The 22,929-nt window shown below is 67.7% G+C and carries 24 protein-coding genes; 16 read left to right on the top strand and 8 right to left on the bottom strand.

What is annotated here, in order from left to right; genetic code table 11:
• Positions 1-2: 2 nt before the first annotated feature.
• On the bottom strand, positions 3-3,212 hold the full coding sequence (locus EJB06_RS07125; RefSeq protein WP_307720440.1) for a penicillin-binding transpeptidase domain-containing protein: 3,210 nt from the start codon (positions 3,210-3,212) through the stop codon (positions 3-5).
• A gap of 263 nt (positions 3,213-3,475) precedes the next feature.
• Between EJB06_RS07125 and EJB06_RS32960 the strand changes: the two genes are divergently transcribed.
• The 9 genes from EJB06_RS32960 (at position 3,476) to EJB06_RS07080 (ending at position 11,560) form a co-directional block, all read left to right on the top strand.
• A complete protein-coding gene (locus EJB06_RS32960; RefSeq protein WP_307720439.1) occupies positions 3,476-4,222 on the top strand; it encodes a hypothetical protein in 747 nt (248 codons plus the stop codon).
• A gap of 89 nt (positions 4,223-4,311) precedes the next feature.
• Positions 4,312-4,998: a ribonuclease HI family protein gene (locus tag EJB06_RS07115; protein ID WP_126073309.1), complete on the top strand. Its 687-nt coding sequence runs from the start codon at positions 4,312-4,314 to the stop codon at positions 4,996-4,998.
• A 25-nt stretch (positions 4,999-5,023) separates the two neighbouring features.
• Positions 5,024-5,671 (top strand): HD domain-containing protein, encoded by a 648-nt coding sequence (locus EJB06_RS07110; protein ID WP_126073308.1) that lies wholly within the window; start codon positions 5,024-5,026, stop codon positions 5,669-5,671.
• Positions 5,672-5,749: 78 nt separating this feature from the next.
• Positions 5,750-6,982, top strand: coding sequence for an MFS transporter (locus EJB06_RS07105; protein WP_126073307.1), 1,233 nt, complete (start codon positions 5,750-5,752; stop codon positions 6,980-6,982).
• A gap of 25 nt (positions 6,983-7,007) precedes the next feature.
• Positions 7,008-7,841 carry a transporter substrate-binding domain-containing protein gene (locus tag EJB06_RS07100; protein WP_126073306.1) on the top strand — a complete coding sequence of 278 codons (834 nt, stop codon included), beginning with the start codon at positions 7,008-7,010 and terminating at the stop codon, positions 7,839-7,841.
• A gap of 129 nt (positions 7,842-7,970) precedes the next feature.
• Positions 7,971-8,834, top strand: coding sequence for an archaetidylserine decarboxylase (asd, locus tag EJB06_RS07095; RefSeq protein ID WP_126073305.1), 864 nt, complete (start codon positions 7,971-7,973; stop codon positions 8,832-8,834).
• Positions 8,835-8,851: 17 nt separating this feature from the next.
• Positions 8,852-10,327 (top strand): C13 family peptidase, encoded by a 1,476-nt coding sequence (locus tag EJB06_RS07090; RefSeq protein WP_126073304.1) that lies wholly within the window; start codon positions 8,852-8,854, stop codon positions 10,325-10,327.
• Between the two features lie 136 nt (positions 10,328-10,463).
• On the top strand, positions 10,464-10,835 hold the full coding sequence (locus EJB06_RS07085; RefSeq protein ID WP_126073303.1) for a hypothetical protein: 372 nt from the start codon (positions 10,464-10,466) through the stop codon (positions 10,833-10,835).
• Positions 10,832-11,560, top strand: coding sequence for a zeta toxin family protein (locus EJB06_RS07080; RefSeq protein ID WP_126073302.1), 729 nt, complete (start codon positions 10,832-10,834; stop codon positions 11,558-11,560). The genes EJB06_RS07085 and EJB06_RS07080 overlap by 4 nt, the downstream gene beginning before the upstream one ends.
• Positions 11,561-11,601: 41 nt before the next feature.
• Here EJB06_RS07080 and EJB06_RS07075 read toward each other — a convergent pair whose 3' ends face one another.
• On the bottom strand, positions 11,602-12,234 hold the full coding sequence (locus tag EJB06_RS07075) for an NAD(P)H-dependent oxidoreductase (protein WP_126073301.1): 633 nt from the start codon (positions 12,232-12,234) through the stop codon (positions 11,602-11,604).
• Between the two features lie 121 nt (positions 12,235-12,355).
• Positions 12,356-13,276, bottom strand: coding sequence for a LysR family transcriptional regulator (locus EJB06_RS07070; protein WP_126073300.1), 921 nt, complete (start codon positions 13,274-13,276; stop codon positions 12,356-12,358).
• 109 nt (positions 13,277-13,385) lie between these two features.
• Between EJB06_RS07070 and EJB06_RS07065 the strand changes: the two genes are divergently transcribed.
• Genes EJB06_RS07065 through EJB06_RS07055 form a run of 3 tightly spaced genes read left to right on the top strand, consistent with a single transcriptional unit; the run spans position 13,386 to position 15,478 of the window.
• On the top strand, positions 13,386-13,985 hold the full coding sequence (locus tag EJB06_RS07065; protein WP_126073299.1) for an FMN-dependent NADH-azoreductase: 600 nt from the start codon (positions 13,386-13,388) through the stop codon (positions 13,983-13,985).
• A 49-nt stretch (positions 13,986-14,034) separates the two neighbouring features.
• Positions 14,035-14,925, top strand: coding sequence for a pirin family protein (locus EJB06_RS07060; protein ID WP_370660114.1), 891 nt, complete (start codon positions 14,035-14,037; stop codon positions 14,923-14,925).
• 52 nt (positions 14,926-14,977) lie between these two features.
• Entirely contained in the window at positions 14,978-15,478 is a 501-nt protein-coding gene (locus tag EJB06_RS07055) for a hypothetical protein (RefSeq protein ID WP_229426967.1), read from the top strand.
• Here the strand turns inward: EJB06_RS07055 and EJB06_RS07050 are convergent.
• Positions 15,448-16,569: an acyltransferase family protein gene (locus EJB06_RS07050; RefSeq protein WP_126073298.1), complete on the bottom strand. Its 1,122-nt coding sequence runs from the start codon at positions 16,567-16,569 to the stop codon at positions 15,448-15,450. The two genes, EJB06_RS07055 and EJB06_RS07050, sit on opposite strands and share 31 nt — an antisense overlap.
• A gap of 87 nt (positions 16,570-16,656) precedes the next feature.
• Between EJB06_RS07050 and EJB06_RS07045 the strand changes: the two genes are divergently transcribed.
• Positions 16,657-17,637: a M14 family metallopeptidase gene (locus EJB06_RS07045; protein WP_126073297.1), complete on the top strand. Its 981-nt coding sequence runs from the start codon at positions 16,657-16,659 to the stop codon at positions 17,635-17,637.
• Positions 17,638-17,679: 42 nt separating this feature from the next.
• Here the strand turns inward: EJB06_RS07045 and EJB06_RS07040 are convergent, their stop codons facing one another.
• The 4 genes from EJB06_RS07040 to EJB06_RS07025 form a co-directional block, all read right to left on the bottom strand.
• Positions 17,680-18,612: a 4-hydroxyproline epimerase gene (locus tag EJB06_RS07040; RefSeq protein ID WP_126073296.1), complete on the bottom strand. Its 933-nt coding sequence runs from the start codon at positions 18,610-18,612 to the stop codon at positions 17,680-17,682.
• A gap of 98 nt (positions 18,613-18,710) precedes the next feature.
• Positions 18,711-19,031, bottom strand: coding sequence for a quaternary ammonium compound efflux SMR transporter SugE (gene sugE / locus EJB06_RS07035; RefSeq protein ID WP_126073295.1), 321 nt, complete (start codon positions 19,029-19,031; stop codon positions 18,711-18,713).
• Positions 19,032-19,120: 89 nt separating this feature from the next.
• Positions 19,121-19,558: a hypothetical protein gene (locus tag EJB06_RS07030; protein WP_126073294.1), complete on the bottom strand. Its 438-nt coding sequence runs from the start codon at positions 19,556-19,558 to the stop codon at positions 19,121-19,123.
• 32 nt (positions 19,559-19,590) lie between these two features.
• Positions 19,591-20,958 (bottom strand): tetratricopeptide repeat protein, encoded by a 1,368-nt coding sequence (locus tag EJB06_RS07025; protein ID WP_126073293.1) that lies wholly within the window; start codon positions 20,956-20,958, stop codon positions 19,591-19,593.
• A 154-nt stretch (positions 20,959-21,112) separates the two neighbouring features.
• Here EJB06_RS07025 and EJB06_RS07020 point away from each other — a divergent pair, with 154 nt between their 5' ends.
• The 3 genes from EJB06_RS07020 (at position 21,113) to EJB06_RS07010 (ending at position 22,927) form a co-directional block, all read left to right on the top strand.
• Entirely contained in the window at positions 21,113-21,475 is a 363-nt protein-coding gene (locus tag EJB06_RS07020; protein ID WP_126073292.1) for a DUF1304 domain-containing protein, read from the top strand.
• An 87-nt stretch (positions 21,476-21,562) separates the two neighbouring features.
• A complete protein-coding gene (locus EJB06_RS07015; RefSeq protein WP_126073291.1) occupies positions 21,563-21,859 on the top strand; it encodes an ArsR/SmtB family transcription factor in 297 nt (98 codons plus the stop codon).
• A 9-nt stretch (positions 21,860-21,868) separates the two neighbouring features.
• Positions 21,869-22,927 carry an alkene reductase gene (locus tag EJB06_RS07010; protein ID WP_126073290.1) on the top strand — a complete coding sequence of 353 codons (1,059 nt, stop codon included), beginning with the start codon at positions 21,869-21,871 and terminating at the stop codon, positions 22,925-22,927.
• The last annotated feature ends 2 nt before the right edge of the window (positions 22,928-22,929 follow it).

The following is a 22,929-nucleotide window of genomic DNA, read 5'->3' as shown; positions in this document are numbered from 1 at the left end:
CCCTATTTACCCTTCTGTTCCGGATTCTGCGCCGCCATCGCCCCCAGCACGGCGGCCACGATGGGCGCCGCGTGCTCGCCGCCGGTGGCGTCGGAATGGCTGACAAAAGCCGCCACCGCCAGGCGCCGTGTCTGCCCCGGCAGGCTGCCCGGTTCCAGCCAGCCGGTGAACCATACCGTGGCCAGCTCGCGCCCGTCGACCAGCGAGGGCGAGGTGCCGGTCTTGCCGGACAGGCCACGCCGCACCGCCTCCAGGTTCGCACCACGAAAGGCGCCGGCCGCCGTGCCATGGTCGACCACGCCCTTCATCCCGGCCCGCACCCGGTCCACCCGCACGCCCAGCGCCGGCCGCGCGCCCGCCTGCGCTGGGCGCCCGTCGAGCGAGAGCAGCAGGCGCGGGGCGATCACCCTGCCCTCGCCCACGGCGCCGGACACCAGCGCCATTTGCAGCGGGGTGACCTGCATGCGCAGGCCGATCGCCATCTGGCGCAGCTCGTGGCGCGTATGAATCGGATCGATGTGGGCGGGACTGGCTTGCAGCGCGTCCCAGGTCGACCACGCATAATCGGGCGGCAGCAGTCCGCCATCGAGGCGCGTAGCCTGTTCGAAGCCGAGGCGGTGCGCCATCGCCACGATCGGGCGCACGCTGTCCAGGGCGCCGCCATCGAGGGCCTGCAGGTCGGGCGCGCCGCCCTCGGGCCGGCCGAACAGGCTGCGGTCGCTCAATTCGCCGGACCAGGCGAACCAGGTATTGAGGCTGTAGGTCAGCGCCTGCGACAGGCCGAGCCGCCCATCCTGCGCGCGCCGGTCGAGGTGCTGGTCCTTGTAGTTGGTGATGTGGGCCAGCCGGGTGCCCTGCGGGTAGCTGGCTGCGTTGGTCTGGAAGGCGAAGCCCTTGGCCTGCGCCATGCGGTTGATCGCCGGCAGCGGCAGGCCGGCCAGCAGCGCTTCGAGCTGCGGATCGCGCCCGGCGGCCAGTTCCAGCCCCAGGGCGCTGATCACCTTGAAGGTCGAGCCGGGACTGCGGTGCGCCCCGCCGTCGTGCTGCAAGGCCGGCAGGCGCAGGGGGCTGCGGGCCGGATTGGCACGGTCGAAATCGCGCACCTCGTTCCAGTTGGCCGGGGTCACGGCGCCGCCGCCGGCACCGGCCGCCGCCAGCACGTCGCCGCTGGCGGTGTCGAGGATGACCAGGCCCGCCTGGCGGCCCGGCTCCGGCGCCCTGGCGCCGCTGCACGTTCCCCCGCTCCAGTGGCCGCGCCGAATGCCGATGCACTCCAGCGCCTGCTGGCTGGCCGTTTGCAGGGCCAGGTCGAGTGTCAGGCGCGCCTGGTGGGCGGCGCCGCCCTGCGCGGGAAGGCGCGCCAGCATCCCGGCCACGCTGTTGGCGTGCGCCGCGCGGATGCCCAGCAAGGGCGCCAGGCCCGCATCGAGCGCCGCGCGGGTCGGCTCGCCGCCGCTCCAGAGGACCGTGCCATGGCGGTCGGCCAGCGTCACCGCCGCCAGCGATGGCGCGCGCGCGGTGGCGCTGTTGGCCGCCAGCGGCCGCCAGCTCAACTGGCCGCCGGCCACGCGCAGGTGACGGTATTGCTGGTCGCCCGCCAGAGAGGCCATGCGCAGCGGCGCGGCGTCCAGGCTGACGCTGCGCGCCCCCGCTTCCAGCTCCAGCACCAGCGACTGGACCGACGCCGGCGACGGGCAATCGCGCCCGCTGCAGGCGTCGCGCGGCTGGCCGCGCACGCGCGCGCCCTGCACCGACAGCAGGCGCCCGAGCAGCATCAGTTCGATAAGCTGTCCGGCGTGCGCCGCGCGCGGCAGGGCCAGGGTCAGGCGCGCCGGCGCGCCGGCGGCGGCGTCCGGCCAGGCGCCGATGCGGGTCCAGGGCGCCCAGCCTTGCGGCACATCGGCGAACAGGCGCGCGGCGGCCGGCGGCATCGACCCCGTGGTCGAGGCCGGCGCGCCGGCCACGCTGGCCTGCCAGTCCCCGCCCTGCTGCGGCGCTTGCGGCTTCATGCGCCACGCCAGCAGGCGCCGTTCGCTGTTGAACACCCGGACCTGTTCGCGCACGTAGTCGCCGTCGGCCATGCGGTACAGGCGCTTGAGCAGTTTCAGGGATTCGGGATCGAGGCGCGCGCCCGGCCAGCCGGCCAGTTGCGCGGCGCGCGCACCGTCGCCGGCCGCCTGCCATGCCGCCAGGTCGCGCGGCGCCAGTTCGGCCAGCCCCCCGGCGCCGAGGCGCACCAGGCCGCGCTGCTGCAAGGCCTGGAACAGCGCCTGGTCCTCCAGGCTGGCGCGCGGCAGCAGCGGCACCTGGTAACGTCCCGGCGCCAGCCACGCCGACACGGCGGCACCCTGGGCCGGAAACGCCACGGCCAGTGATTTGGCGGCGCTGGCCGCGCCGCCCGTGCGAAACAGCTGGACCAGCAGTTCGCCGGCTTGCGGGCAGCGCGCGACGGGGCGGCGCTGGAAGCGCAGGGCCGCGTCCTTCCACACCAGCCAGCCCTCGCGCCGCAGTTCGACCGCGCCGCGCGCACCGGCAGACGCGCCGGCGCCCTCGCCCACCCAGCGCGTGGCGGCCTGCGCGCCATTCCAGTCGAGCCGCAGCGGCCCGGCAAGGTCGCCCGTGGCCTTGCCGCTCAGTTGAACCTGCGGCATGCCCGCCAGATCCGGACCGGCCAGGGCGATGTTGCGCAGCGTGACCGGGCTGGCCGCCGACGCGTTGCGCGCGACCCAGCGCGCGACGTCGGCGAACTGGTAGCCGATGCGCAGCGGGAGCAGGCGCCCATTGGCCGGATCGAGCATGTGCGTGCACAGGTCGATGCGCACCGGCGGCGCGCTGCGCAGGTTCGACGCGATCAGCAGCGTTGCGCCGCCATGCGACGTGACGCCGATGCCCGCTTGCGGCGCGACGCTGAACTGCGCCCCGGGCAAAGCGCCCTGGAAGGCCTCTGCCGATACCGGCAGGCCGGCGCCGTGCAGGACGGCGGCGCCGGGTTCCGACGACGCGGCCAGGTGGCGCGCGTGCTCTGCGATCAGCAATGCGCCGGCCGCGGCGGCGATGACGCCGGCGGCGCCGATCCGGTGCACCGGACCGATGGCAAAGGTGCTTGCCGCCCCCGCTGCGCGCGTCCCCTGGCGCAGGTGGCGCGCACGGCGCCATGCCGTCCGCCGTACGCAGCACGCCTGCACAACCGAATCGAACCAGCCTCTCATCATCTCTCCGCATCGTTTCGCATCGTTTCGCATCGTTTCGCATCGTTTCGCATCCCGCCCGGCACGCCGCGCGCGTGGCCTGCCTGGCACTAGCGGGGGGCGCACGAAAGCGTGCAAGATTGCAATCTGTGCAATTTTGCGGGACACGTAACGGAACTTACGTTTGCCTGCGATTCTGTTTCATTTGTAAGCAGGTGAATCAATCGTCCGTGCGCGCCGGACGCCTTGCTATATTGAACTCACAGGAATTCACTAGGAGAAGCAAAATGAAGCGCACCCTGACATTCGCAGCACTGATCACCCTTGGCGCCGCCGGTTTCATGCCGCTGCCGTCGGTCGCTCAAACCGATTTCCGCGTGATCATCAATACCGCCCCGCCCCCACCGCGCTTCGAAAGCGTGCCCGCCCCGCGCCACGGCTACGTGTGGGCGCCGGGATTCTGGAACTGGGAACACAACCGCCACGTATGGACGCCCGGCCACTGGGAGAGCGCGCGCAGCGGTTACGAATACCGCCGCACCGAATGGATCCGCGATAACGACGGCTACCGCCTCGACCGCGGCGGCTGGCGCCAGGTGGCGCAGCGCGACTACGACGTCGTGCGCGTCGCCCCGCCGCCGCCACGCTACGAACGCGTGCCGCGCCCACGGGCCGGCCATGTGTGGGTGCCCGGTCACTGGGAATGGCGCGGCAACCGCCACGCCTGGGTCGGCGGCCAGTGGATGCGCGAACGCGCCGGCTATGTGTACTCGCAGCCGGCCTGGATCCAGCGCGACGGCCACTGGTACATGGAACCGGCGCGCTGGAGCCGCCATGGCGAGGGACGTGACCGCGACCGCGACGGCATCCCCGACCGCCTGGAACACCGTGACCGCGACCGTGACGGCGTGCCCGATGCCTACGACCGCGATCGCGACAACGACGGTGTGCCCAACCGCGCCGACCGCGACCGCGATGGCGACGGCGTCCCGAACCACCGCGACGGCCGTCCCGATAATCCGCGCCGCGATTGATCCGGCCGTGTGACCGTCCAAGCGCCAGCCCGGCAACCCGGCTGGCGCTTTTTTTGTTGCGCGATGGCGCGACCGGTTATGCTGTCGGCATGAACGAACCGATTCACGCATTGCCGCAATTGCTGGCAGCGGCCTTCAAGGCCGAACTCCGGGCCAGCCGCACACTCGCCGCCCGCACCGGCATCAGCGCGGAACAGGCCTTGCGCGCCACGCTCGAACAGCGCGCCGGCACGCACGGCCTGGCGCACCTGCTGGAACAGCGCGCCGCGCTGGCCGCCACCGAAGCGGCGCGCCTGGCCGCGCGCGATACCAGGCGCGCACTGGCGCGCCGCGCCACCACTGCCCGGCACGACGGCCCGCCGTCCGCCTGGCGCGCCTGGTTCGACGGCTCGGCCCATCCGAATCCGGGCCGCTGCGGCATCGGCGCCCTGCTCACCGGTCCGGGCGGAGAACGGGTCGAGATCTCGCAGCCGGCCGGCTACGGCAACAGCAGCGAAGCCGAATACCTGGCCCTGATCGCCTTGCTCGAAGCGGCCGTCGGCGCCGGCGCGCGCGGCCTGACCGTGCACGGCGACAGCCGCGTCGTCATCGACGATATGAACGGCCCCGAGGCCGCCGCCGCTCCCTCGCTGCGGGCCTACCGCCTGCGCGCGCACGCCCTGCTTGGCCGCATCGACGGCGCCTGCCTGCGCTGGCTGCCGCGCCACAAGAACCAGGCCGCCGACGCCCTCTCGCAGCGCGCCGTGGCCGCGTTCGGCCAGGCGGACATGGCATAATCGCGCTCCCTACAAGGAGCAAGCAATGAACACCGACGAACTGCGTGCCTGGCAGCCGCGCCTGCAGGCACTGGCCAGCGCCGCCTGCGGCGACGACGGCGCCCACGACATCAACCACCTGCACCGGGTCTGGCGCAACGCCCAGGCGCTGCTGGCCAGCCATCCGGAAGCGGACGCGCTGGCCGTGATGGCCGCGTGCTACCTGCACGACCTGGTCAACCTGCCCAAGAACCATCCGCAACGCAGCATGGCCTCGCGCCGTTCGGCCGAACTGGCGCGGCGCGAGCTGGCCGCCATCGGTTTCCCGGACGCGAAACGCGATGCGGTGGCCCACGCCATCGAAACCCACAGCTTTTCGGCGGCGCTGCCGCCCCACACCATCGAAGCGAAGCTGGTGCAGGATGCCGACCGCCTCGACGCCCTGGGCGCGGTGGGCCTGGCGCGCCTGTTCTACATCGCCGGCCAGATGGGCAGCGCGCTGGCCCATCCCGACGATCCGCTGGCCGAGCACCGCGAACGCGACGACCGCGCCTATGCGCTCGACCATATCGAGGTCAAGCTGGCCAGGCTGCCGGGCATGATGCAGACCGCCGCCGGCCGCGCGCTGGGGGCGGCGCGACTGGCGCAGCTGACCGGCTTCCGCGCCGCTTTCGCGGAGGAATGGACTTTGTAGTCACGGCTGCGCTCGCCGGAAGAACATTGCGTTAAGATAGGCCATCGCCCTTTCGCGCCCGGCCCCGGGCTTGCCTTTATGAGCAGTAGCCCAGACGCCCCCCAAGCCCCGGCCAACCTCAATTTCGTGCTGGTCGCGGTGTTCATCGACATGCTCGGCATCGGCCTGATCATCCCGGTGATGCCGCCCCTGGTCGGCCAGTTCGTCAGCGGGCGCGACGAACAGGCGTTCTGGTTCGGCGTGCTCTCCACCGTGTTCGGGCTGATGCAGTTCCTCTTCATGCCGATGCTGGGCGCCATCAGCGACCGCGTGGGACGGCGCCCGGTGATGCTCTATTCCATGGCCGGCATGTGCCTGAACTTCCTGTCCACCGCCTGGGCGCCCAACCTGGCCTTCATGTTCATCGGCCGCGTGATCGGCGGCATGTCCTCGGCCAGCATGTCGGTCGCCTCGGCCTACGCCTCCGACGTCTCGACGCCGAAAACGCGCGCCAAAAGCTTCGGCAAGGTGGGCGCCGCCTTCGGCCTGGGCTTCATCTGCGGCCCGGCGCTGGGCGGCCTGCTGGGCGACATCAACCTGCACCTGCCCTTCTACGTGGCGGCCGGCCTGTGCGCCGCCAACTTCGTGTACGGTTACATCGCGGTGCCGGAATCGCTGCCGCTGGCGCGCCGCTCGGCCTTGTCGCTGGCGAAGATCAATCCCTTTTCCTCGCTGCTGCGGCTGATCCGGCGCACCGAGGTGCGCACCGTGGTGATCGTGTACGCCCTGACCGCCTTCGCCCAGATGATGCTGCAGACGACCTGGGTCCTGTACACCACTTTCCGCTTCGACTGGAGCCCGGGCGACAACGGTGTCGCCCTGTTCTGCGTGGGGCTGTCCTCGGCCGTGGTGCAGGCGGTCCTGCTCGGCATGCTCATGAAGCGCCTCGGCGAGGTGCGCCTGGCGCTGCTGGGCATGGCCTCGGGCACGATTACCTATGTCCTGTTCGGCCTGGCGACCGAGGGCTGGATGATGTATGTCTTTATTTTGTGTAATTTGTTGTCATATACCACGGTTCCCGCGCTGCAAAGCATCATTTCGCGAGATTCCGACGCAAGTGCCCAGGGCGAACTGATGGGCTCGCTGCATTCGATCAGCGCCCTGGGCGTGATCTTCATGCCCCTGCTGGGCAGCGCCGTTCTGGGCATGGCCAGCCACCTGCCGCCGCACGACTGGCGCATCGGCAGCACCTTCTTCCTGTGCGCGGCGATGCAGGGTGTGGCGATCGGCGTTGCACTTTTTTATTTCAAAGCGCACCGGATGCGCACATGAGGCGGTCATACGCTAGAATTGGCAAATGGGCAAATCGTCGACTCCCAGCAGGATCCGCGCGGCCGCGTTCATCGTTGCCGCCTTCGCCGCCGGCGCCAGCGCTCCTGCGATGGCGATCTGCGAGCAGCCGTTCCTGGTGCCGGTCGCGCCCACGGGCATGAGCGTGGCGATCAGCGGCGAGTCGGTGAGCGGCATCTATCCCGACCTGCTGCGCGGGGTCAGCGCCAAAAGCGACTGCACCTTCACCTTTTCGGTGGTGCCGCGCGCGCGCCAGGAAGCCATGTTCGAAGCCGGCAAATCGCACCTGCTGATGCCGGCCGTGCGCACGCCGCGGCGCGACCAGCATGGCTATTTCGTTCCCGTGATCGGCACCCGGGCGACCCTCATGTCGGTCGACAGCCAGCGCGCGCCGGTGCGCTCGATCCGCGAACTGCTGGCGCGCAAAGAGCTGCGCGTGGTGCTGGTGCGCGGCTTCGACTACGGCAACGCCTACCTGGACCTGGTCAGCCAGCTGTCGGCCCAGGGCCGCCTGTTGCTCGAAAAGGACGGCGCCGCCGTGGCGCGCGTGCTCGATGCCGGCTTTGCCGACGTGACCCTGATGGCGCCCACCGTGTTCGCCAGCGCCATCGCCGACGACAAGCGCTTCGCCTGGATGATGCCGAAACTGCGCATCGAGCCGCTCGAAGAACTGCCGTGGGGCGAAAGCGGCATCTACATTTCGAAGCAGACCGTCAGCGCCAGCGACCGCGCCGCGCTGCAAGGCCTGTTCGCGAGCGCCGTCAAGTCCGGCGCCGTGTACGAGAGCCTCAAGCGCCACTATCCGCCCGCCGTCCTGGCCGGCGGCGTGCGTCCGCGCTGAGCAGCATCGCGCCATATCGCGCCATATCGCGTATTTTTAGCGCTTTGACGGTCCGTGCGGGCGGAAAGCGCTGCACCAGCGCGGCGCGCGTTTATAATTGCCCATCGTTTTTTAAACAGGTTGAAGCCCGTGTCCGATCGCATAAAAGTCATTCCCCAATATTTACTTCCGAAGCAAGGTCTGACCCGGTTCGCGGGGCGCGTCGCCGGCCACCAGGGCGGCCAGTACACCACCACCCTGATCCGCTGGTTCGTCGGCAAATACGGCGTGAACATGGAAGAAGCGGCCAATCCCGACATTGCCAGCTACGCCAGCTTCAACGAATTCTTCACGCGCCCGCTGCGCGCCGGCGCGCGGCCGCTGGCCAAGGCCGATTTCGTGTGCCCGGTGGACGGCGCGATCAGCCAGTTCGGCGCCATCGACGACGACCAGATCTTCCAGGCCAAGGGCCACAAATTCAGCACCACCGCGCTGGTGGGCGGCGACGCGGCGCTGGCGGCCCAGTTCCAGCATGGCAGTTTCGCCAACCTGTACTTGAGCCCCAAGGATTATCACCGCCTGCACATGCCGTGCGAAGGCCGCCTGACGCGCATGATCTACGTGCCCGGCGCGCTGTTTTCGGTGAACCCGACCACCGCGCGCGGCATTCCCGGCCTGTTCGCGCGCAACGAGCGCGTGGTGTGCGTGTTCGAGTCGAAGGAGCATGGCCCGTTCGTGCTGGTGCTGGTGGGCGCGACCATCGTCGGCAGCATGGCCACCGCCTGGCACGGCCTGGTCAACCCGCCGCGCCCGGGCGTGGTCAAGGAATGGCGCTACGACGACAAGAACATCGTGCTCAAAAAAGGGGAGGAAATGGGCCGCTTCCTGCTCGGGTCGACCATCGTGATGCTGTTTAAAAAAGACACGATCGGCTTCAATCCCGATTGGGCGCCCGAGCGTCCGGTGCGCCTCGGCGAGGTGATGGGCAACAAACCGGCCGTCAAACGCGCCTGATCCGACGAGGAAGCGGCATGAGCGACGCGGTGGTGGACGACAGCGCCGGTGCACCGGCAACGGTGACGGCGGCGACACCTGCGCGCGCGCCCCGTCCGGGCGTGCTGGTAACGTGCGACTGGCTGCGCGAAGGCGCACGCTCGGCGCTGTTCCTGGCGCCGCGCTGGGAAAGGCTGGCGGCGTCGCCGTGGCAGATGGCTTGCCAGATGCTGCTGCAGCTCGGCATGCTCGTGCTGTTCCAGCGCCTGACCATCGAGGGCGATGCCATCCTGGTCTGGCGCTCCTTGCTGGCCGGCTGGTGCGGTATCGCGATGATCGCGTGGTTGTGCTATCTGATCGAGCCCGCGCCGCATGTGGCGCGCCGTGCGCATGCCGCCCCCGGCGCGGCCCGGTTGATCACACTGGTGCTGGCGCAATCGACGATCTTCGGCCTGCTGATCTGGGGCGTCTACTTCGCCCTGGTACGCACAGGTGTCGCCGGCGAGAATAACGCAGTGGCCCTGCGGGCCACCTGGAGCCTGCCGCTGTTGTGGGCGTTCCTGGCAAGACTGGTCGTGCTGCTGCGCGCCGCGCGCCCGCTTGCATCGTGGCGCGCGCTCGCTACGCTGGTGGTGGTCATGTTCGTCTCGATGCTCGATTATCACTTCGATGTGACGCCGGACATCTGGCGCGCCGCCCCGCAGGCGGAGGCGCAGGAAAAGGAAGAACCGTTCGAGGTCAGCCAGGAAATGATGGAAGCCCAGCTCCCCCTGCTGGGCGAGCAGATCGACGCGCTCAAGCCGCAGCGCCCGGGCGTGATCGACATGTACACGATCACCTTCGCGCCGTACCAAGGCGAAGAAGTGTTCCGGCGCGAGAGCGCGATGGTGGCCGACGTGATGGCGACGCGTTTCGACGCCGCCGGGCGCGGCCTGCAACTGATCAACCACCGCAAGACGGCCGAACAGCTGCCGTGGGCCACGCCGCTGAACCTGGAGCGCGCCATCGACGGCATCGCCGCCGTCATGGACCCTGACGAGGATGTGCTGTTCGTCCACCTCACCTCGCACGGCGCGGCGGACGGCGAACTGGCGGCCAATTTCTGGCCGGTCGACGTGGCGCCGGTGATGCCGCCGGACCTGAGGGCCTGGCTCGACGCGGCCGGCATCCGCTACCGCGTGCTGTCGATCTCGGCCTGCTACGCCGGCAACTGGATCGCCCCGCTGGCGGCGGACGGCACGCTGGTGATGACGGCCTCGGATGCCGACCATACCTCCTACGGCTGCGGCAGGAAGTCGGCGCTGACCTTCTTCGGCCGCGCCATGTACGACGAACAGCTGCGCAGCACCACGCGCTCCTTTACCGAGGCGCACGCCGCGGCGCGCACGATCATCCAGCGGCGCGAGACCGAAGCGGGCAAGGACGACGGCTATTCGAACCCGCAGATCAAGGTGGGCAGCAAGATCGTGCCGGTGCTGGAGCGGATGAAGCAGCGGCTGGCGGAACGGCCGTGAGGGCGGGATTGCGTTCGGATAATTGAGAGTGTGCAAGGGCGCGCTGCGCGCGTCATGCCTTCGGATTTGGGGCTAGAATGAAGATGAATCAGCGGGTTCATTCTTCATTCAACACCTTGTCACTCGGCAGCGCACCATGGCCAAGCCTACTCGTTTATCTAAATCGACGGTCAATACCGCAAATGCGGCGCAGTCCGACAATCCGATGACCCGGCGCGTTACGGCTGAGGGCAAGCCGATGACGGTTGTCTCGATTGGCGGCGTCACCGTCGAAGTTCCGACGCCAACGGAGGCCGAACTCAAAGAGCGGCTTGCCGAAAGTGCGCGTGTGATGCGCGCATTTGCCGATGCCATGCCACGCCGTGGCGTGCGCTTGAACTTTCCTGATACAACGCCGCTCTACGAAGCCGATTCGAAGGACCCCAACCTGGTCGTGCGCAAGCTCGGAAAAACGCGGACTCTGGGGCGTTTCGACAAGAAAGGCCGCTTCATACAGGTGAAGCGATGATCCGGGTTTCAATCGACGAAGCGCTCGCCGCAGTGCTGCCACCGCACGAAAAACCGGTCGCGGTCATTCTTGCCGGTCACAATGGATCAGGCAAGTCAACGCTGTGGTACGGTTCCCTCTCCCCGCGCCTTCAGTTGCCCTTACTCAATGCCGATCGCATGATGATGTCCATCCTGCCCGACCCGGCCCCGTCGGGATTTCTGCCACCATGGGCACGTACCCTCCGCGACACCAGCCAGGCATGGATGCAGGTAGCCCAGCAAGGCGTCAGTGCCTTCACTAATTCGGCCATTGGCGCACGCTTGCCGTTCGCTATCGAAACCGTCTTCTCCCACTGGAACCGGAACGCGGACGGTTCGATATCGAGCAAGATCGATCTGATCAAGACACTGCAATCGTCCGGTTACTTCGTCCTGTTAGCGTTTGTCGGGCTATCGACCGTGACATTGTCGATAGCCCGGGTCGATACGCGTCAGAGTCGGGGCGGCCATGCGGTGCCGTCTGATAAACTGCTTCAGCGGTTTCCAAGAACGCAACAAGCGATCGGCGAGGCAATCAAGGTCGCGGATGCGTCCATTCTGGTCGACAACAGCCGAAGCGAAGCGCTGGCGTTTACACCGGTGCATATCCGACGCCGAAACAAGGTGATCTACGATGTGCGCGACTCATGGAAACGAACGCTTCGCCCGATTTCATCCTGGCTCGATATCATCGTCCCCCGCTAACCGCGCCGCCCCTCAACCCGAACGGCGCGGCCGGGGCCAATTTACGCCATGCGGGTAATGAACTGCTCGCTCGGACGACGCACTTTTTCCAGGTTGACCAGCCAGTCGCCCTCGGTTTCGCGATAGCCGAGCGCCATGATGGCCACCGAGCGCAGGCCGCGCGCGCGCAGGCCGAGCAATTCGTCGAGCTGCTCCGGATTGAAGCCTTCCATCGGCGTTGCGTCGACGTGTTCGAAGGCGGCCGCCGTCAGGCCGATGCCCAGGCCGATGTAGGCCTGGCGCGCGGCGTGTTCGAAGTTGACCTTGGGGTCGCGCTGCGGATAGATCGACAGGATGAACTTGCGGTACGCTTCCCAGCCTTCGTTGACCATGCCGCGCTCTTCGTTCACGAGGTCGAACATCATGTTGATGCGCTCTTCGGTGTAGTTGTCCCAGGCCGCGAACACCACGATGTGCGAGCCGTCGGCGACCTGCCCCTGGTTCGAGGCGATCGGGCGCATCTGCTGGCGCAGCGCGGGATTGGTAACCACGATCAGTTCGAACGGCTGCAGGCCGCTCGATGTCGGCGCCAGGCGCACGGCTTCGAGGATGCGCTCGACTTTATCTTCCGGTACGACTTTGGTGGCATCGAATTTCTTGGTGGCGTAGCGCCAGTGGAGTTTTTCAATCAGCACGGGATTTCCTTTGAATGGTCAGGTGTATTTCACAGCCAGGGCGCACGCACATCAGGCGCCCCCGGGAAATCATTATCGACGATTCCACGAACGTACGTATCCGGAGCGCCGAATCCGGCCCCTATTCCATCCCCATGCGCTTGCGCGCCTCGGTGCAGCACAGCCCTTCCATCGTGTCGAGAAAGGCGCGGGTCTTGGCAGGCATCAGGCGCCGTCCCGGGAACACGGCCCAGCCGGTCACCTGCGGCAGGTCCCACTCCGGCAGCACGCGCACCAGCTCTCCCTTGGCCACCGAGGGCGCGGCGAACAGGTCGGAACTGGCGGCAATGCCCGCTCCCGCACATGCCACGCGGGTGAGCAGATCGGGAGAATTGGCGGTCAGCCGTCCCGGCAGCTCGCGTTCCCACACGGTCTTGCCGCGCGTGAGGCGCCACGGCGACGGTCCGCCGCCACGGCTTAACAGGCACAGAAGGTCGTGCTTGAGCAGGTCGTCCGGGTGCTCGGGCAGGCCGCGCAGCGCCAGGTAGGACGGCGCCGCGTACAGCGCCATTTTTTCGAGCGCCACCCGGCGCGCGTTGAGCGAAGCGTCGTCCGGCAGGTCGCCCATGCGGATCGCGATGTCGAAGTTCTCGCTGACCAGGTCGACCCGGCGCGGCGACAGGTCCAGCTCCAGCGTGATGGCCGGGTACTGCGCCATGAAGCTGGTCATCACCTGGGTCATGCCAAGGCTGGCGAAATCGGCCGGCATCGAGATGCGCAGCCGTCCGCTCGGAGCCTGCTGGCGGTGCTGCACCAGCGCGCCCGCCGCCTCGACTTCCTCGACCACCTTGCGCGCGTGATCGAGCAGGCTGGCGCCGAATTCGGTGAGCATCAGCTTGCGCGTGGTCCGCTGCAGCAGGCGCTCGCCCAGTTTCGCTTCCAGCAGCGCGATCCGGCGCGACACGGTCGACTTGGGCAAATCGACCCGCAGCGCGGCCTGGCTGAAGCTGCCCGCCTCCACGATCCGCGCGAACAGCAGCAAGTCATTCGGTTCCACATCCATTTGATTGTCCCACTGGCTGAATAATGATATCCATTTTACAGGCTTCCGCGATGATTATGGGACGCGTAAAGTAGCTCCATCGCAGTTCAACGTAGAAAAAGGAAACAAAATGAACATCTTGCAAATCAATTCCAGCGCCCGTTCGACCGGTTCCGAGTCCACCCGCATGGCCGACGCCATCGTCGCCAAGCTGCTGGCTGCCAACCCTGGCGCGCAACTGACCCGCCGCGACCTGGCCAGCAACCCGCACCCTGCCCTCGACGAGCCGACCCTGGGCGCCCTGTTCACGCCAGCCGACCAGCGCACGCCGGAACAAGCCGCCCGCGTGGCCCTCGACGACGCCCTGATCGCCCAGGTGCAGGCGGCCGACACCATCGTGATCGGCGCTCCGATGTACAACTTCGGCAGCTCGGTGCAGCTCAAAGGCTGGTTCGACGCGATTGCCCGTGCCGGCGTGACCTTCGCCTACACCGCCACCGGCCCGGTCGGCAAACTGACCGGCAAAAAAGTCTACGTGGCGTTCGCCCGAGGCGGCATGTACCGCGACACCCCGAACGATACCCAGACCCCGCACACCAGGATGCTGCTCGGTTTCCTCGGCATGACCGACGTGACCTTCATCTACTCCGAAGGCATGGCCATGGGCCCGGAATCGGTCGCCAGGGCGCAGGCCGGCGCCGACGCCGACATCGAAGCCGCAGTAGCGTAAGCGGCCCGCAACGACGCTGCATCAATGTGAATAACGCAGGGAGAGAAAAATGACACAAACGTTGAATATGGAGCAGCAGCCGGTCGATGAGCGCGTGCTGCGGGCGCGCACCGTCGAACGCCTGGTGGGCGGGCAGTTCGTGATGGACGGCGCCGGCGTCAGGATCAACCGCGTGCTCACCCAAACCCTGCAGCGTCGCCTCGATCCCTTCCTGATGCTCGACGCCTTCGGCAGCGACAAGCCGGGCGACTACATCGCCGGCTTTCCGGAGCACCCGCACCGCGGCTTCGAGACGATTTCGTACATGATCGCCGGCAGCATGCGCCACCGCGACAGCGCCGGCAACGAAGGCCTGATCACCGACGGCGGCGTGCAGTGGATGACGGCCGGGCGCGGGGTGGCCCACTCCGAAATGCCGGAGCAGACCGACGGCCTGATGGAAGGCTTCCAGCTGTGGCTTAACCTGGCGGCCAAGGACAAGATGAGCGCGCCGTGGTACCGCGACATCCCCAGCACCGAGATCCCCCGCTTCACCACCGGGGCGGGGGTCAAGGTGCAGGTGATCGCCGGCGCCAGCCACGGCGTGCAGGGCGCGGTGCAGCGCGCCGTCACCGAGCCGCTCTACCTCGATGTCGACCTGCCGGCCAACGCCACCTTCGAACAGGCGCTCCCGCCGGGGCACAACGCCTTCCTGTACGTGTTCCGCGGCCAGGTGCTGGTCGACGACAAACCGGTGCCCGCCGGGCGCATGGCGATCCTGGCCAACGCGGCCCAAGCCGACGGCGTGCGCATCATGGCCGCCCAGGACAGCCGCCTGATCCTGATCGCCGGGCGTCCGCTGAACGAACCGATCGCCCAGTACGGCCCGTTCGTGATGAATACCCAGGCCGAGGTATTCCAGGCGGTCGAGGACTTCCGCGCCGGGCGCTTCGCCGACTGAAGCACCGGCTCCGCCGCCAGCGGCGGGGCCGCGCAAGCACAAGGAGAACATCTTGCGCTACACTGACGGGATGTTCCCAATCCTGACCCAGGCCCTGGCCTACGTGAGCCGCGTATGCGGCTTCGACACCGTCGACTCCTTCCCACCCGGGCACGTGCACGCGCGTACCCACTGGAGCGGCGCCCATTTCGACATCGCGTCCGACCTCAAGCCGGACCAGATCGAGCGCGCCTTGTGCGAAAAAATCGCCAACACGCCGCTGATTTTTTCGCAGATCGCCAATCCCACGCCGGACATGCAGCGCGTCATACTAGGGATGATCGGCACCCGCCTGCGCCATTCCGCCGCCCAGCCGCTCGACCTGGTCTCGCTGCTGGTCAATGCCTACCGCAGTCCGTACACCAGGGAAGTGCTGCCCGGCCTGCGCGCCGCCATCGAAGAGAACAACGGCGACCTGCGCAGCGTGCTCGATTTCCTCGGCGAGAGCGGGTCGGCTTTCGGCGTGATCGACGCCGCCCCCCATCAGAGCGGCTTGAAGTTGGTCGGCAGGTAGCGGCCGCGCACGGCCATGAAGGGCACTTCGACGCAGCGGTACAGTATCCAGCCGGACAAGACCGACAGCGCCAGCATGGCGCCGATCGCCAGCGGCGAGCCAGGCCCGTAGCCATGCTCCGCCAGCGGCCTGGCCGCCAGGATGCACACCTGCTTGTGGGTCAGGTAGATCGCATACGACCATAGCGCCATGCTGGCCGCACCCGGCACCCGGGTCGAGCGCAGCAGCGACTTGCGGCTCAGGGCCGCCACGATCAGCAGCGAAAAACCCAGCGCCAGCAGCGGATACCCGAACACCGTCACCCCGAAGGCCTGGCGCTCGTCGAGGAACAGCCAGATCGCCAACCCCAGTACCATCAGCCCGGCGCCGCCAGCCAGGTCTCCGCGCGAGGTGAGCGTGCGCCACCGGCGCGGATGAAAATTCTTCAGCAGCGCCAGCGCCACGCCCGCCACCAGTTCGTCGAAGCGGCACAGGGTGGAGTAATAAATATACTGGTAGTAGTTGCGCGAGCCGCGCGGATGGGCATCGACCAGTTCCTGCCAGGTGTAAGCGCGCACCAGCATGCCGGCCACGATGGCCAGCGCAATGGCGGCCCAGCCCCAGCGCAGGGAACGGCGCAGCGAAGCGATCGCCAGCGCCAGCGCCGGCAGCGCCAGGTAGAACTGCTCTTCGATGCACAGCGACCAGGCATGCGAGAACGCGGTGCCCGGCGCCAGGTTGATATTCTGGGTGAAGGTCAGGAAGCGCCACAGCGGCGGCAGTTCTAGCCCGGCGCGAAACCATGGCGAACAATAGTAAATCGCCAGCATCACGTAAAACACCGGCAGCGTGCGCAGCGCGCGGCGGCCGTAGAAGCGCGCCAGCGAAAATTCGCGCGGCGAACGCATGGCGGCGAAGATCTGGTTGCCGATCAGGTAGCCGGACAGGGCGAAGAACAGGTCCACCCCGATCCAGCCGACCTCCCCCACCCAGCCGAAGGTGTCGCTGCGGCTGACGAACAGCACGTAGTGGTGCAGCACCACCAGGGTGACGGCCAGCGCGCGCAGGGTGTCGAGACCTTCGATGCGCGCCGTGGATACGGGATTTTTCATGCGCCACATCATGCCACGGGGGCCCGGCAGGCGCCAGCGATGTCCGCTAAAATAGACGACCACCAACCACCAGGCCCAGGGCAGACCATGACCACCGCACGCGAGCTGCAGTTCAAATCGATCAACTACACCGGCCTTGGCGCCGGCCCGCGCCTGATCGTCACCGGCGCCGTGCATGGCAACGAGACCTGCGGCACCAAGGCGATCCTGCGCGTGATGGGCGAGATCGACAGCGGCGCGCTGCATGTGGCGGCCGGCAGCGTGACCTTCGTCCCGGTGACCAATCCCCTCGCCTATGCGCTGGAACAGCGCTCGGGCGAGCGTAACCTGAACCGCAACCTGTTCCCCAATCCGCAGCCGCAGGACTTCGAAGACCGCGTCGCCAACTGGCTCTGCCCCCTGCTGGCGCAGCACGATGTCCTGCTCGACCTGCACTCCTTCAATGCCCAAAGCGAGCCCTTCGTCATGGTCGGACCGCGCAACAACGAGGGCGCCTTGCAGCCGTTCCGCCACGCCGAACAGGAGCGCGCGCTGGCGCGCCGCCTGGGCGTGCGGCGTTTTGTGGATGGCTGGCTGGCGACCTACGGCGAGGGCGTGCAGCGGCGCCTGAAAAGCGGCGACGCCTCGACCCTGAACCTGGTGCTGCGTTACGGGATGGGCACCACCGAATACATGCGCAGCACCGGCGGCTACGCGCTCACGCTCGAATGCGGCCAGCACCTCGACCCGGCCGCGCCCGAGGTGGCGTACCGCGCCATCGTCAATACGCTGGCCTTCCTCGGCCTGATCGACGCGCCCCGGCCGGAGCCGATCGCGCTCGACCGGATGGAAGCGCTGTCGATGGTGGCGGTGCACGACAAGCTCGATGCCGGCGACCGCTTCAGCCGCGTGTGGTCCAGTTTCGACAGGGTGTCCAAGGGCGAGCAAATCGGCACGCGCGCCGACGGCACGCCGGTGCTGGCCGAGTTCGACGGCAAGATCCTGTTCCCCGCCGTGAATGCGGAACCGAACACGGAGTGGTATTACCTGACCCGCGCCATCACCGATTTCGAGCGCTTCGCCGACTAAGAGCCTATCTCGGCAGGCCGGCGTCGCAGCCCGCCTCGGCGCTCAGGGAATGCCCCAGACAAAAGGATCGCTCTCGTCGAACAAGAGCTGCGCCTGGGCGTTGACCCAGGCCTTGCCGCGAATGCTGGGCATGATGCGCGCGCCGTCGTAGCGGAACGAGGCGTCGAACACGCTGCCGATGATGCTCTCCTGGCGCCATTGCGCGTGTTCGGCCAGTTTGCCGTCGGCCGCCAGGCAGGCCAGCTTGGCGCTGGTGCCGGTGCCGCAGGGCGAGCGGTCGTAGGCCTTGCCGGGACAGAGGACGAAGCTCTGGCTGTCGGCGCCGGTGCTCGACTGCGCGAACAACTCGATGTGATCGATCATGGCGCCGTCGTCGCCGGTGACACCGTGCGCGGCGAGCGCGTCGCGCAGCGCCACCGCGTAGGCGGTGAGCGCGTCGACGTTGGCGCGCCGCAGCGCCAGGCCGTGGCCGGACACCAGGAAGAACCAGTTGCCGCCCCAGGCCACATCGCCCGTGACCGCGCCGATGCCGTCCACCTGCACGGCGACCGCGTGGCGCGTGCGGTAGGAAGCCACGTTGTCGATCGTGACCGCGCCGTCGTCGTGCAGCTGCGCCTCGACCACGCCGACCGGCGTATCGATGCGGTGCCGTCCGGGCCCGATGCGGCCCATGAACGCGAGCGAGACCACCACCCCGATCATGCCGTGGCCGCACATGCCGAGGTAGGCCACATTATTGAAGAAGATGACGCCGGCGGCGCAATCGGGCGCGAACGGCTCGCACAGGAGCGCGCCGACCAGCACGTCGGAGCCGCGCGGTTCGCACACGACGGCCGAGCGCACATGGTCGAAGTCGCGCCTGAAGCGCTCGCGCCGCTCGGCCAGAGGTCCGTGGCCCAGGTCGGGACCGCCGTCGATGATCAGGCGGGTAGGTTCGCCGCCGGTATGGGAGTCGATAATGGAAATCGTTTTCATGTCACAAGAATACGCCGGGATGGCGCGCTTGTCTTGTGCGGCAACGGCGGCGGTGCGGCGAAATTGGCACAAGCCGCACCGCTGCCGTCGACGACGACTCAGCCCGGCGAAAGCAGCTTCAGTCCCAGGATACCGGCCACGATCAGGGCGATGCAGCCAAGGCGCATGGCGCCGGCCGGCTCGCCCAGTACCAGCATGCCGAAGATCGCCGTGCCGACCGTGCCGATACCGGTCCAGATGGCGTACGCGGTCCCCAGCGGCAGGTTGCGCAGCGCCAGGCCGAGCAAGCCGACGCTGCCGGACATGGCGGCCAGGGTCAAAACGGAGGGAACGAGGCGCGTGAAGCCGTGCGTGTATTTGAGGCCGACGGCCCAGCCCACTTCCAGCAAACCGGCGACAAACAGATAGATCCAAGCCATGACACACTCCTTGATTGGCAAGGTCGTCCATGCCTGGCTCCGTCAGTGGCAGGGTCGTCCCTGCCGGAGAAAAAGGTGGCGCCAGTATATCACCGCCGGCGCCGAAGTGCCGGGCCAGCGCCCCAGCAGCAGCGCGCGGTACGCGGTGAAGGGGCGCAGCACATCGTCGTCTTCGCCCGGGCCGATGGCCACGGCCGCGCCCTCGTCGAGCAGGGCCAGGGCGGCGGCACACGCGCCAGGTCGAAGCCATGGTCGCCGATGCGCGCCGTCAGGCACAGCTCCTTGTCGATCAGGCGCGCGGGAATATGTTCGAGCAGGCCGGCGCAACGCGCGAGCGCCCCATGCGCCAGGGCGCGCGTGAACGCCTGTTCCGGGACCAAGCGGATAAAGCTGGCGTTGTCGCCGCACTGCCGCATCAGCCATTCGCACAGCGCCGCGCTGCGGAACGCCACGGGCACGCTGCCGAGCATGGACGGATTGCGCGGCTGCCTGCGCATGAAGTCATCCCAGTGGGCTTGCTCCTTCAAGCGCGTTCCGCGCGGCCCGGCGCCCGGCCGCTTCATGCCCAGTCAACCTCGCTCGGCTCTTGATAAAGACAGGCGGTGCCGCTCCCGGCATCGGCATAGGCGTCGAAACCGTGTTCGTACTTCGAGGCCGCCGCATGGCAGGCGCGCGCCTGTTGCATGTCGCCGCGCTGGTAATGGAAGAGGCCCAGCAGCCAGTGCGAGGCCGCGTCGCCGTTGTCGAGCTCCAGGGCGCGTTCCAGGTCGGCCAGCGCCTGCGCCGGGCGCTGCGACAACAGGTAGGCTTCGGCGCGGCAGCGGTAGGCGTAGCCATGATCGCTGTCTTCGCATCCGGCCCCGCTGTTGTGCGCGATCGACATGCTCGCCAGCGCAATCGCCTGATCATGGTCGCCCAGGTACAAGGCGCTCAGGGAGCCGTAGTTATATGCCAGGTTGACCAGTACGTTCTGGTCCTCCGGGAACAGCGTGCCCGCCTCCTTGTACGCCGCAAGCGCCTGGCGGTAGGCCCCCACCGCGAACAGCGCGTCGCCCATGCCAAGCCAGGCCTCGTAAAAGCCGGGGGAGACGGCCGCCGATCGCTTGTGCAGCAGGTAGGCGGCGCGGTGCTCGTCCTTCCCGGCCTCGATTTGGGCGGCGCGGTGATGCGGGTAGCAGGCGATGTCGAATCCGTCGCGGAAAATCGTCCGCCCCAGGCCCAGGGCCCGGTCGATCGCTTCGTTGATCCAGCCGTTGGCATCGGAGCCCTCCCCCTCGACGATGCGCACGAAGGGCTCGGCCAGCACGTGGATATCCTCGTGCCACTGAAAAACCGGATTGGGCAGGCGCAGCTTGTCGCAGTAGTAGCCGCTGCCGAGGATGAAGACGACGGTGGCGGGAGCGATCTTCAGGTCGTCGATGCTGTAGAACCAGGCGAACAGGAAGCGCGCGTGCACACGCAGCTCGGGCGCGGTGCGCATCGCGCAGTCGTCGTCCGCGCACAGCCAGGCGCTGTTGGCGACGATGCGTCCCGCCACGGCGTTGCTCGCAATCGCGCCCAGGTCGACCGAGGCGACGTGCAGGTCGCCGCCGACGTAGTACACCTTGTCGATGCCGCGCGCGTAAAAAACGTCGGCACCGCAGCCGTCCAGGTGCAGGTCGCCGTCGACCGCGATGTGGGTCCAGTCTGCGTCCGCCGCGTTGTCCAGCAGCGCGCTGTCGATGGCGACATTGCCGCTCAGGAGCACAACCCTGACCCCATCGCTGTCGACGGTGCGCGCGCCCCGGTCGACCGCCTCGGCGCAGCGCCTGGGCTGCGGATCGCGGCGCTGGCCGACGCACGCGGCCGGGAAGCGCTCGCGGAATTGTTCGGGCGTCAGACGCGCAACGCCGTCGAAACTGGCGATCTTCGTGATGTTCGGGTTCATAAGGACAGTCGAGGCGATGCATGCCGCGTGCATCAAAAGATTATTTTAACATTAACAAATTCTGCCTTGGCGGGCCGCCCTCCCCCCGCCATTCGCCACGCAGCTTGCACCCGGTTACACTACGCTTCCCCACATCCATCACAAGGAGCCATCGATGGCCATTGCCGCACAAGTACTGATCGCTTTGATTCTGCTGGCGCACGTCTACTTCGTCCTGCTCGAAACGGTGTTGTTCAAGACGCGCGGCCGGCGCGTGTTCGGCCTGAGCGCCGAAAAAGCCGAGATCATGGCGCCCGCCATGTCGAACCAGGGCTGCTACAACGGCTTTCTGGTGGCGGCGCTGGCGGTCGGCCTGCTCCATCCCGACCCCGCCATCGCGCGCGCCTTCGTCGTCTACGGCCTGGCCTGCATCATGGTGGCCGGCGTGTGGGGCGCGCTGACGGTCAAGAAGACCATCCTCTTCATCCAGACGGTCCCGGCGGCCATCGCCCTGGCCCTGTATTTCTTCTCGCACTGACCCGCGCAATCCCTCGTTTTCGTCCCTGCCCAGCAGGAATTTTTTATATATCGTAAGATGACGATATTAGATTCGGAAAAACCCGATATGCAAATCGACGCCATTCACAAGGCATTGGCCAACCCGATGCGCCGCCAGATTCTTGGCTGGCTCAAGGAGCCGCATGTGCACTTCGCACATCAGGAACACAACCTCGACGTCGGGGTGTGCGCCGGCCTGATCGACGCGCAGACGGGACTGGCGCAATCGACCGTATCGGCCCATCTGGCAGCGCTGCAGCGCGCCGGGCTGATTACGTCGCGCAAGGTAGGCCAGTGGATCTATTACAAGCGCAACGAGGAAGCCATCAAGGCTTTCCTCGACCATATGAACGAGGGACTTTAGGAGCATCGCATGACGACATTATTCGACCCGATCACCATTGGCGATCTGACGCTGCAAAACCGCATCATCATGGCGCCGCTGACGCGCGCCCGCGCCATCGGCGGCGGCCGCGTGCCGAACGCCCTGATGGCGGAGTACTACGTGCAGCGCGCCTCGGCCGGCCTGATCCTGAGCGAAGCAACCTCGGTCACGCCGCAGGGCGTGGGCTATGCCGACACGCCGGGCATCTGGTCCGACGAGCAGGTCGCAGGCTGGAAGCTGGTGACCGAGGCCGTGCACAAGGCCGGCGGCAAGATCATGCTGCAACTGTGGCACGTGGGCCGCATCTCCGACCCCGAACTGCTCGATGGCGACGCGCCGGTGGCGCCGAGCGCGATCGCGGCCAAGGGCCACGTCAGCCTGCTGCGCCCGATGCGCGAGTATCCGGTGCCGCGCGCGCTGGACCTGGAAGAAATCCCCGGCATCGTGGCGGCCTACCGCAAGGGCGCCGAAAACGCCAGGCTGGCCGGTTTCGACGGCGTGGAAATCCACGGCGCCAACGGCTACCTGCTCGACCAGTTCCTGCAGGACGGCACCAACAAGCGCACCGACAGCTACGGCGGCCCGATCGAAAACCGCGCGCGCCTGCTGCTGGAAGTGACCGACGCCTGCATCGCGGTCTGGGGCGCCGGCAAGGTCGGCGTGCACCTGGCGCCGCGCCGCGACGCGCACGACATGAGCGACTCCGATCCGAAGGCCACCTTCGGCTACGTCGCGCGCGAACTGGGCAAGCGCGGCATCGCCTTCATCTGCGCGCGCGAAGCCTTGGGCGAAGACCGCCTGGGCCCGTACCTGAAGCAGGAATTCGGCGGCGTCTACATCGCCAACGAAAAACTGACCAAGGCCAGCGCCGAACAGCTGGTCGCCAGCGGCGAAGCGGACGCGGTGGCCTTCGGCATCTGGTTCATCGCCAATCCCGACCTGCCGCGCCGCCTGCAGCTGGACGCGCCGCTCAATCCGGCGCGTCCCGAGAAGTTCTACGGCGCCAACGACGACGGCTACACCGACTACCCTGCCCTGCAGGCGTAAGT

Source organism: Massilia atriviolacea, assembly GCF_003953935.1.
Taxonomy (GTDB): domain Bacteria; phylum Pseudomonadota; class Gammaproteobacteria; order Burkholderiales; family Burkholderiaceae_D; genus Telluria_A; species Telluria_A atriviolacea.
The sequence above is the reverse complement of the archived record's forward strand: the minus strand, read 5'-3'. Positions and strand labels throughout refer to the sequence as shown.

Bases quoted from the DNA above. Each gene is read 5' to 3' on its own strand.
- EJB06_RS07125 (WP_307720440.1), bottom strand. From the start codon at position 3,212: ATGATGAGAGGCTGGTTCGATTCGGTTGTGCAGGCGTGCTGCGTACGG.
- EJB06_RS32960 (WP_307720439.1), top strand. From the start codon at position 3,476: ATGAAGCGCACCCTGACATTCGCAGCACTGATCACCCTTGGCGCCGCC.
- EJB06_RS07115 (WP_126073309.1), top strand. From the start codon at position 4,312: ATGAACGAACCGATTCACGCATTGCCGCAATTGCTGGCAGCGGCCTTC.
- EJB06_RS07110 (WP_126073308.1), top strand. From the start codon at position 5,024: ATGAACACCGACGAACTGCGTGCCTGGCAGCCGCGCCTGCAGGCACTG.
- EJB06_RS07105 (WP_126073307.1), top strand. From the start codon at position 5,750: ATGAGCAGTAGCCCAGACGCCCCCCAAGCCCCGGCCAACCTCAATTTC.
- EJB06_RS07100 (WP_126073306.1), top strand. From the start codon at position 7,008: ATGGGCAAATCGTCGACTCCCAGCAGGATCCGCGCGGCCGCGTTCATC.
- EJB06_RS07090 (WP_126073304.1), top strand. From the start codon at position 8,852: ATGAGCGACGCGGTGGTGGACGACAGCGCCGGTGCACCGGCAACGGTG.
- EJB06_RS07085 (WP_126073303.1), top strand. From the start codon at position 10,464: ATGGCCAAGCCTACTCGTTTATCTAAATCGACGGTCAATACCGCAAAT.
- EJB06_RS07080 (WP_126073302.1), top strand. From the start codon at position 10,832: ATGATCCGGGTTTCAATCGACGAAGCGCTCGCCGCAGTGCTGCCACCG.
- EJB06_RS07070 (WP_126073300.1), bottom strand. From the start codon at position 13,276: ATGGATGTGGAACCGAATGACTTGCTGCTGTTCGCGCGGATCGTGGAG.
- EJB06_RS07065 (WP_126073299.1), top strand. From the start codon at position 13,386: ATGAACATCTTGCAAATCAATTCCAGCGCCCGTTCGACCGGTTCCGAG.
- EJB06_RS07060 (WP_370660114.1), top strand. From the start codon at position 14,035: ATGACACAAACGTTGAATATGGAGCAGCAGCCGGTCGATGAGCGCGTG.
- EJB06_RS07050 (WP_126073298.1), bottom strand. From the start codon at position 16,569: ATGAAAAATCCCGTATCCACGGCGCGCATCGAAGGTCTCGACACCCTG.
- EJB06_RS07045 (WP_126073297.1), top strand. From the start codon at position 16,657: ATGACCACCGCACGCGAGCTGCAGTTCAAATCGATCAACTACACCGGC.
- EJB06_RS07040 (WP_126073296.1), bottom strand. From the start codon at position 18,612: ATGAAAACGATTTCCATTATCGACTCCCATACCGGCGGCGAACCTACC.
- sugE (WP_126073295.1), bottom strand. From the start codon at position 19,031: ATGGCTTGGATCTATCTGTTTGTCGCCGGTTTGCTGGAAGTGGGCTGG.
- EJB06_RS07025 (WP_126073293.1), bottom strand. From the start codon at position 20,958: ATGAACCCGAACATCACGAAGATCGCCAGTTTCGACGGCGTTGCGCGT.
- EJB06_RS07020 (WP_126073292.1), top strand. From the start codon at position 21,113: ATGGCCATTGCCGCACAAGTACTGATCGCTTTGATTCTGCTGGCGCAC.
- EJB06_RS07015 (WP_126073291.1), top strand. From the start codon at position 21,563: ATGCAAATCGACGCCATTCACAAGGCATTGGCCAACCCGATGCGCCGC.
- EJB06_RS07010 (WP_126073290.1), top strand. From the start codon at position 21,869: ATGACGACATTATTCGACCCGATCACCATTGGCGATCTGACGCTGCAA.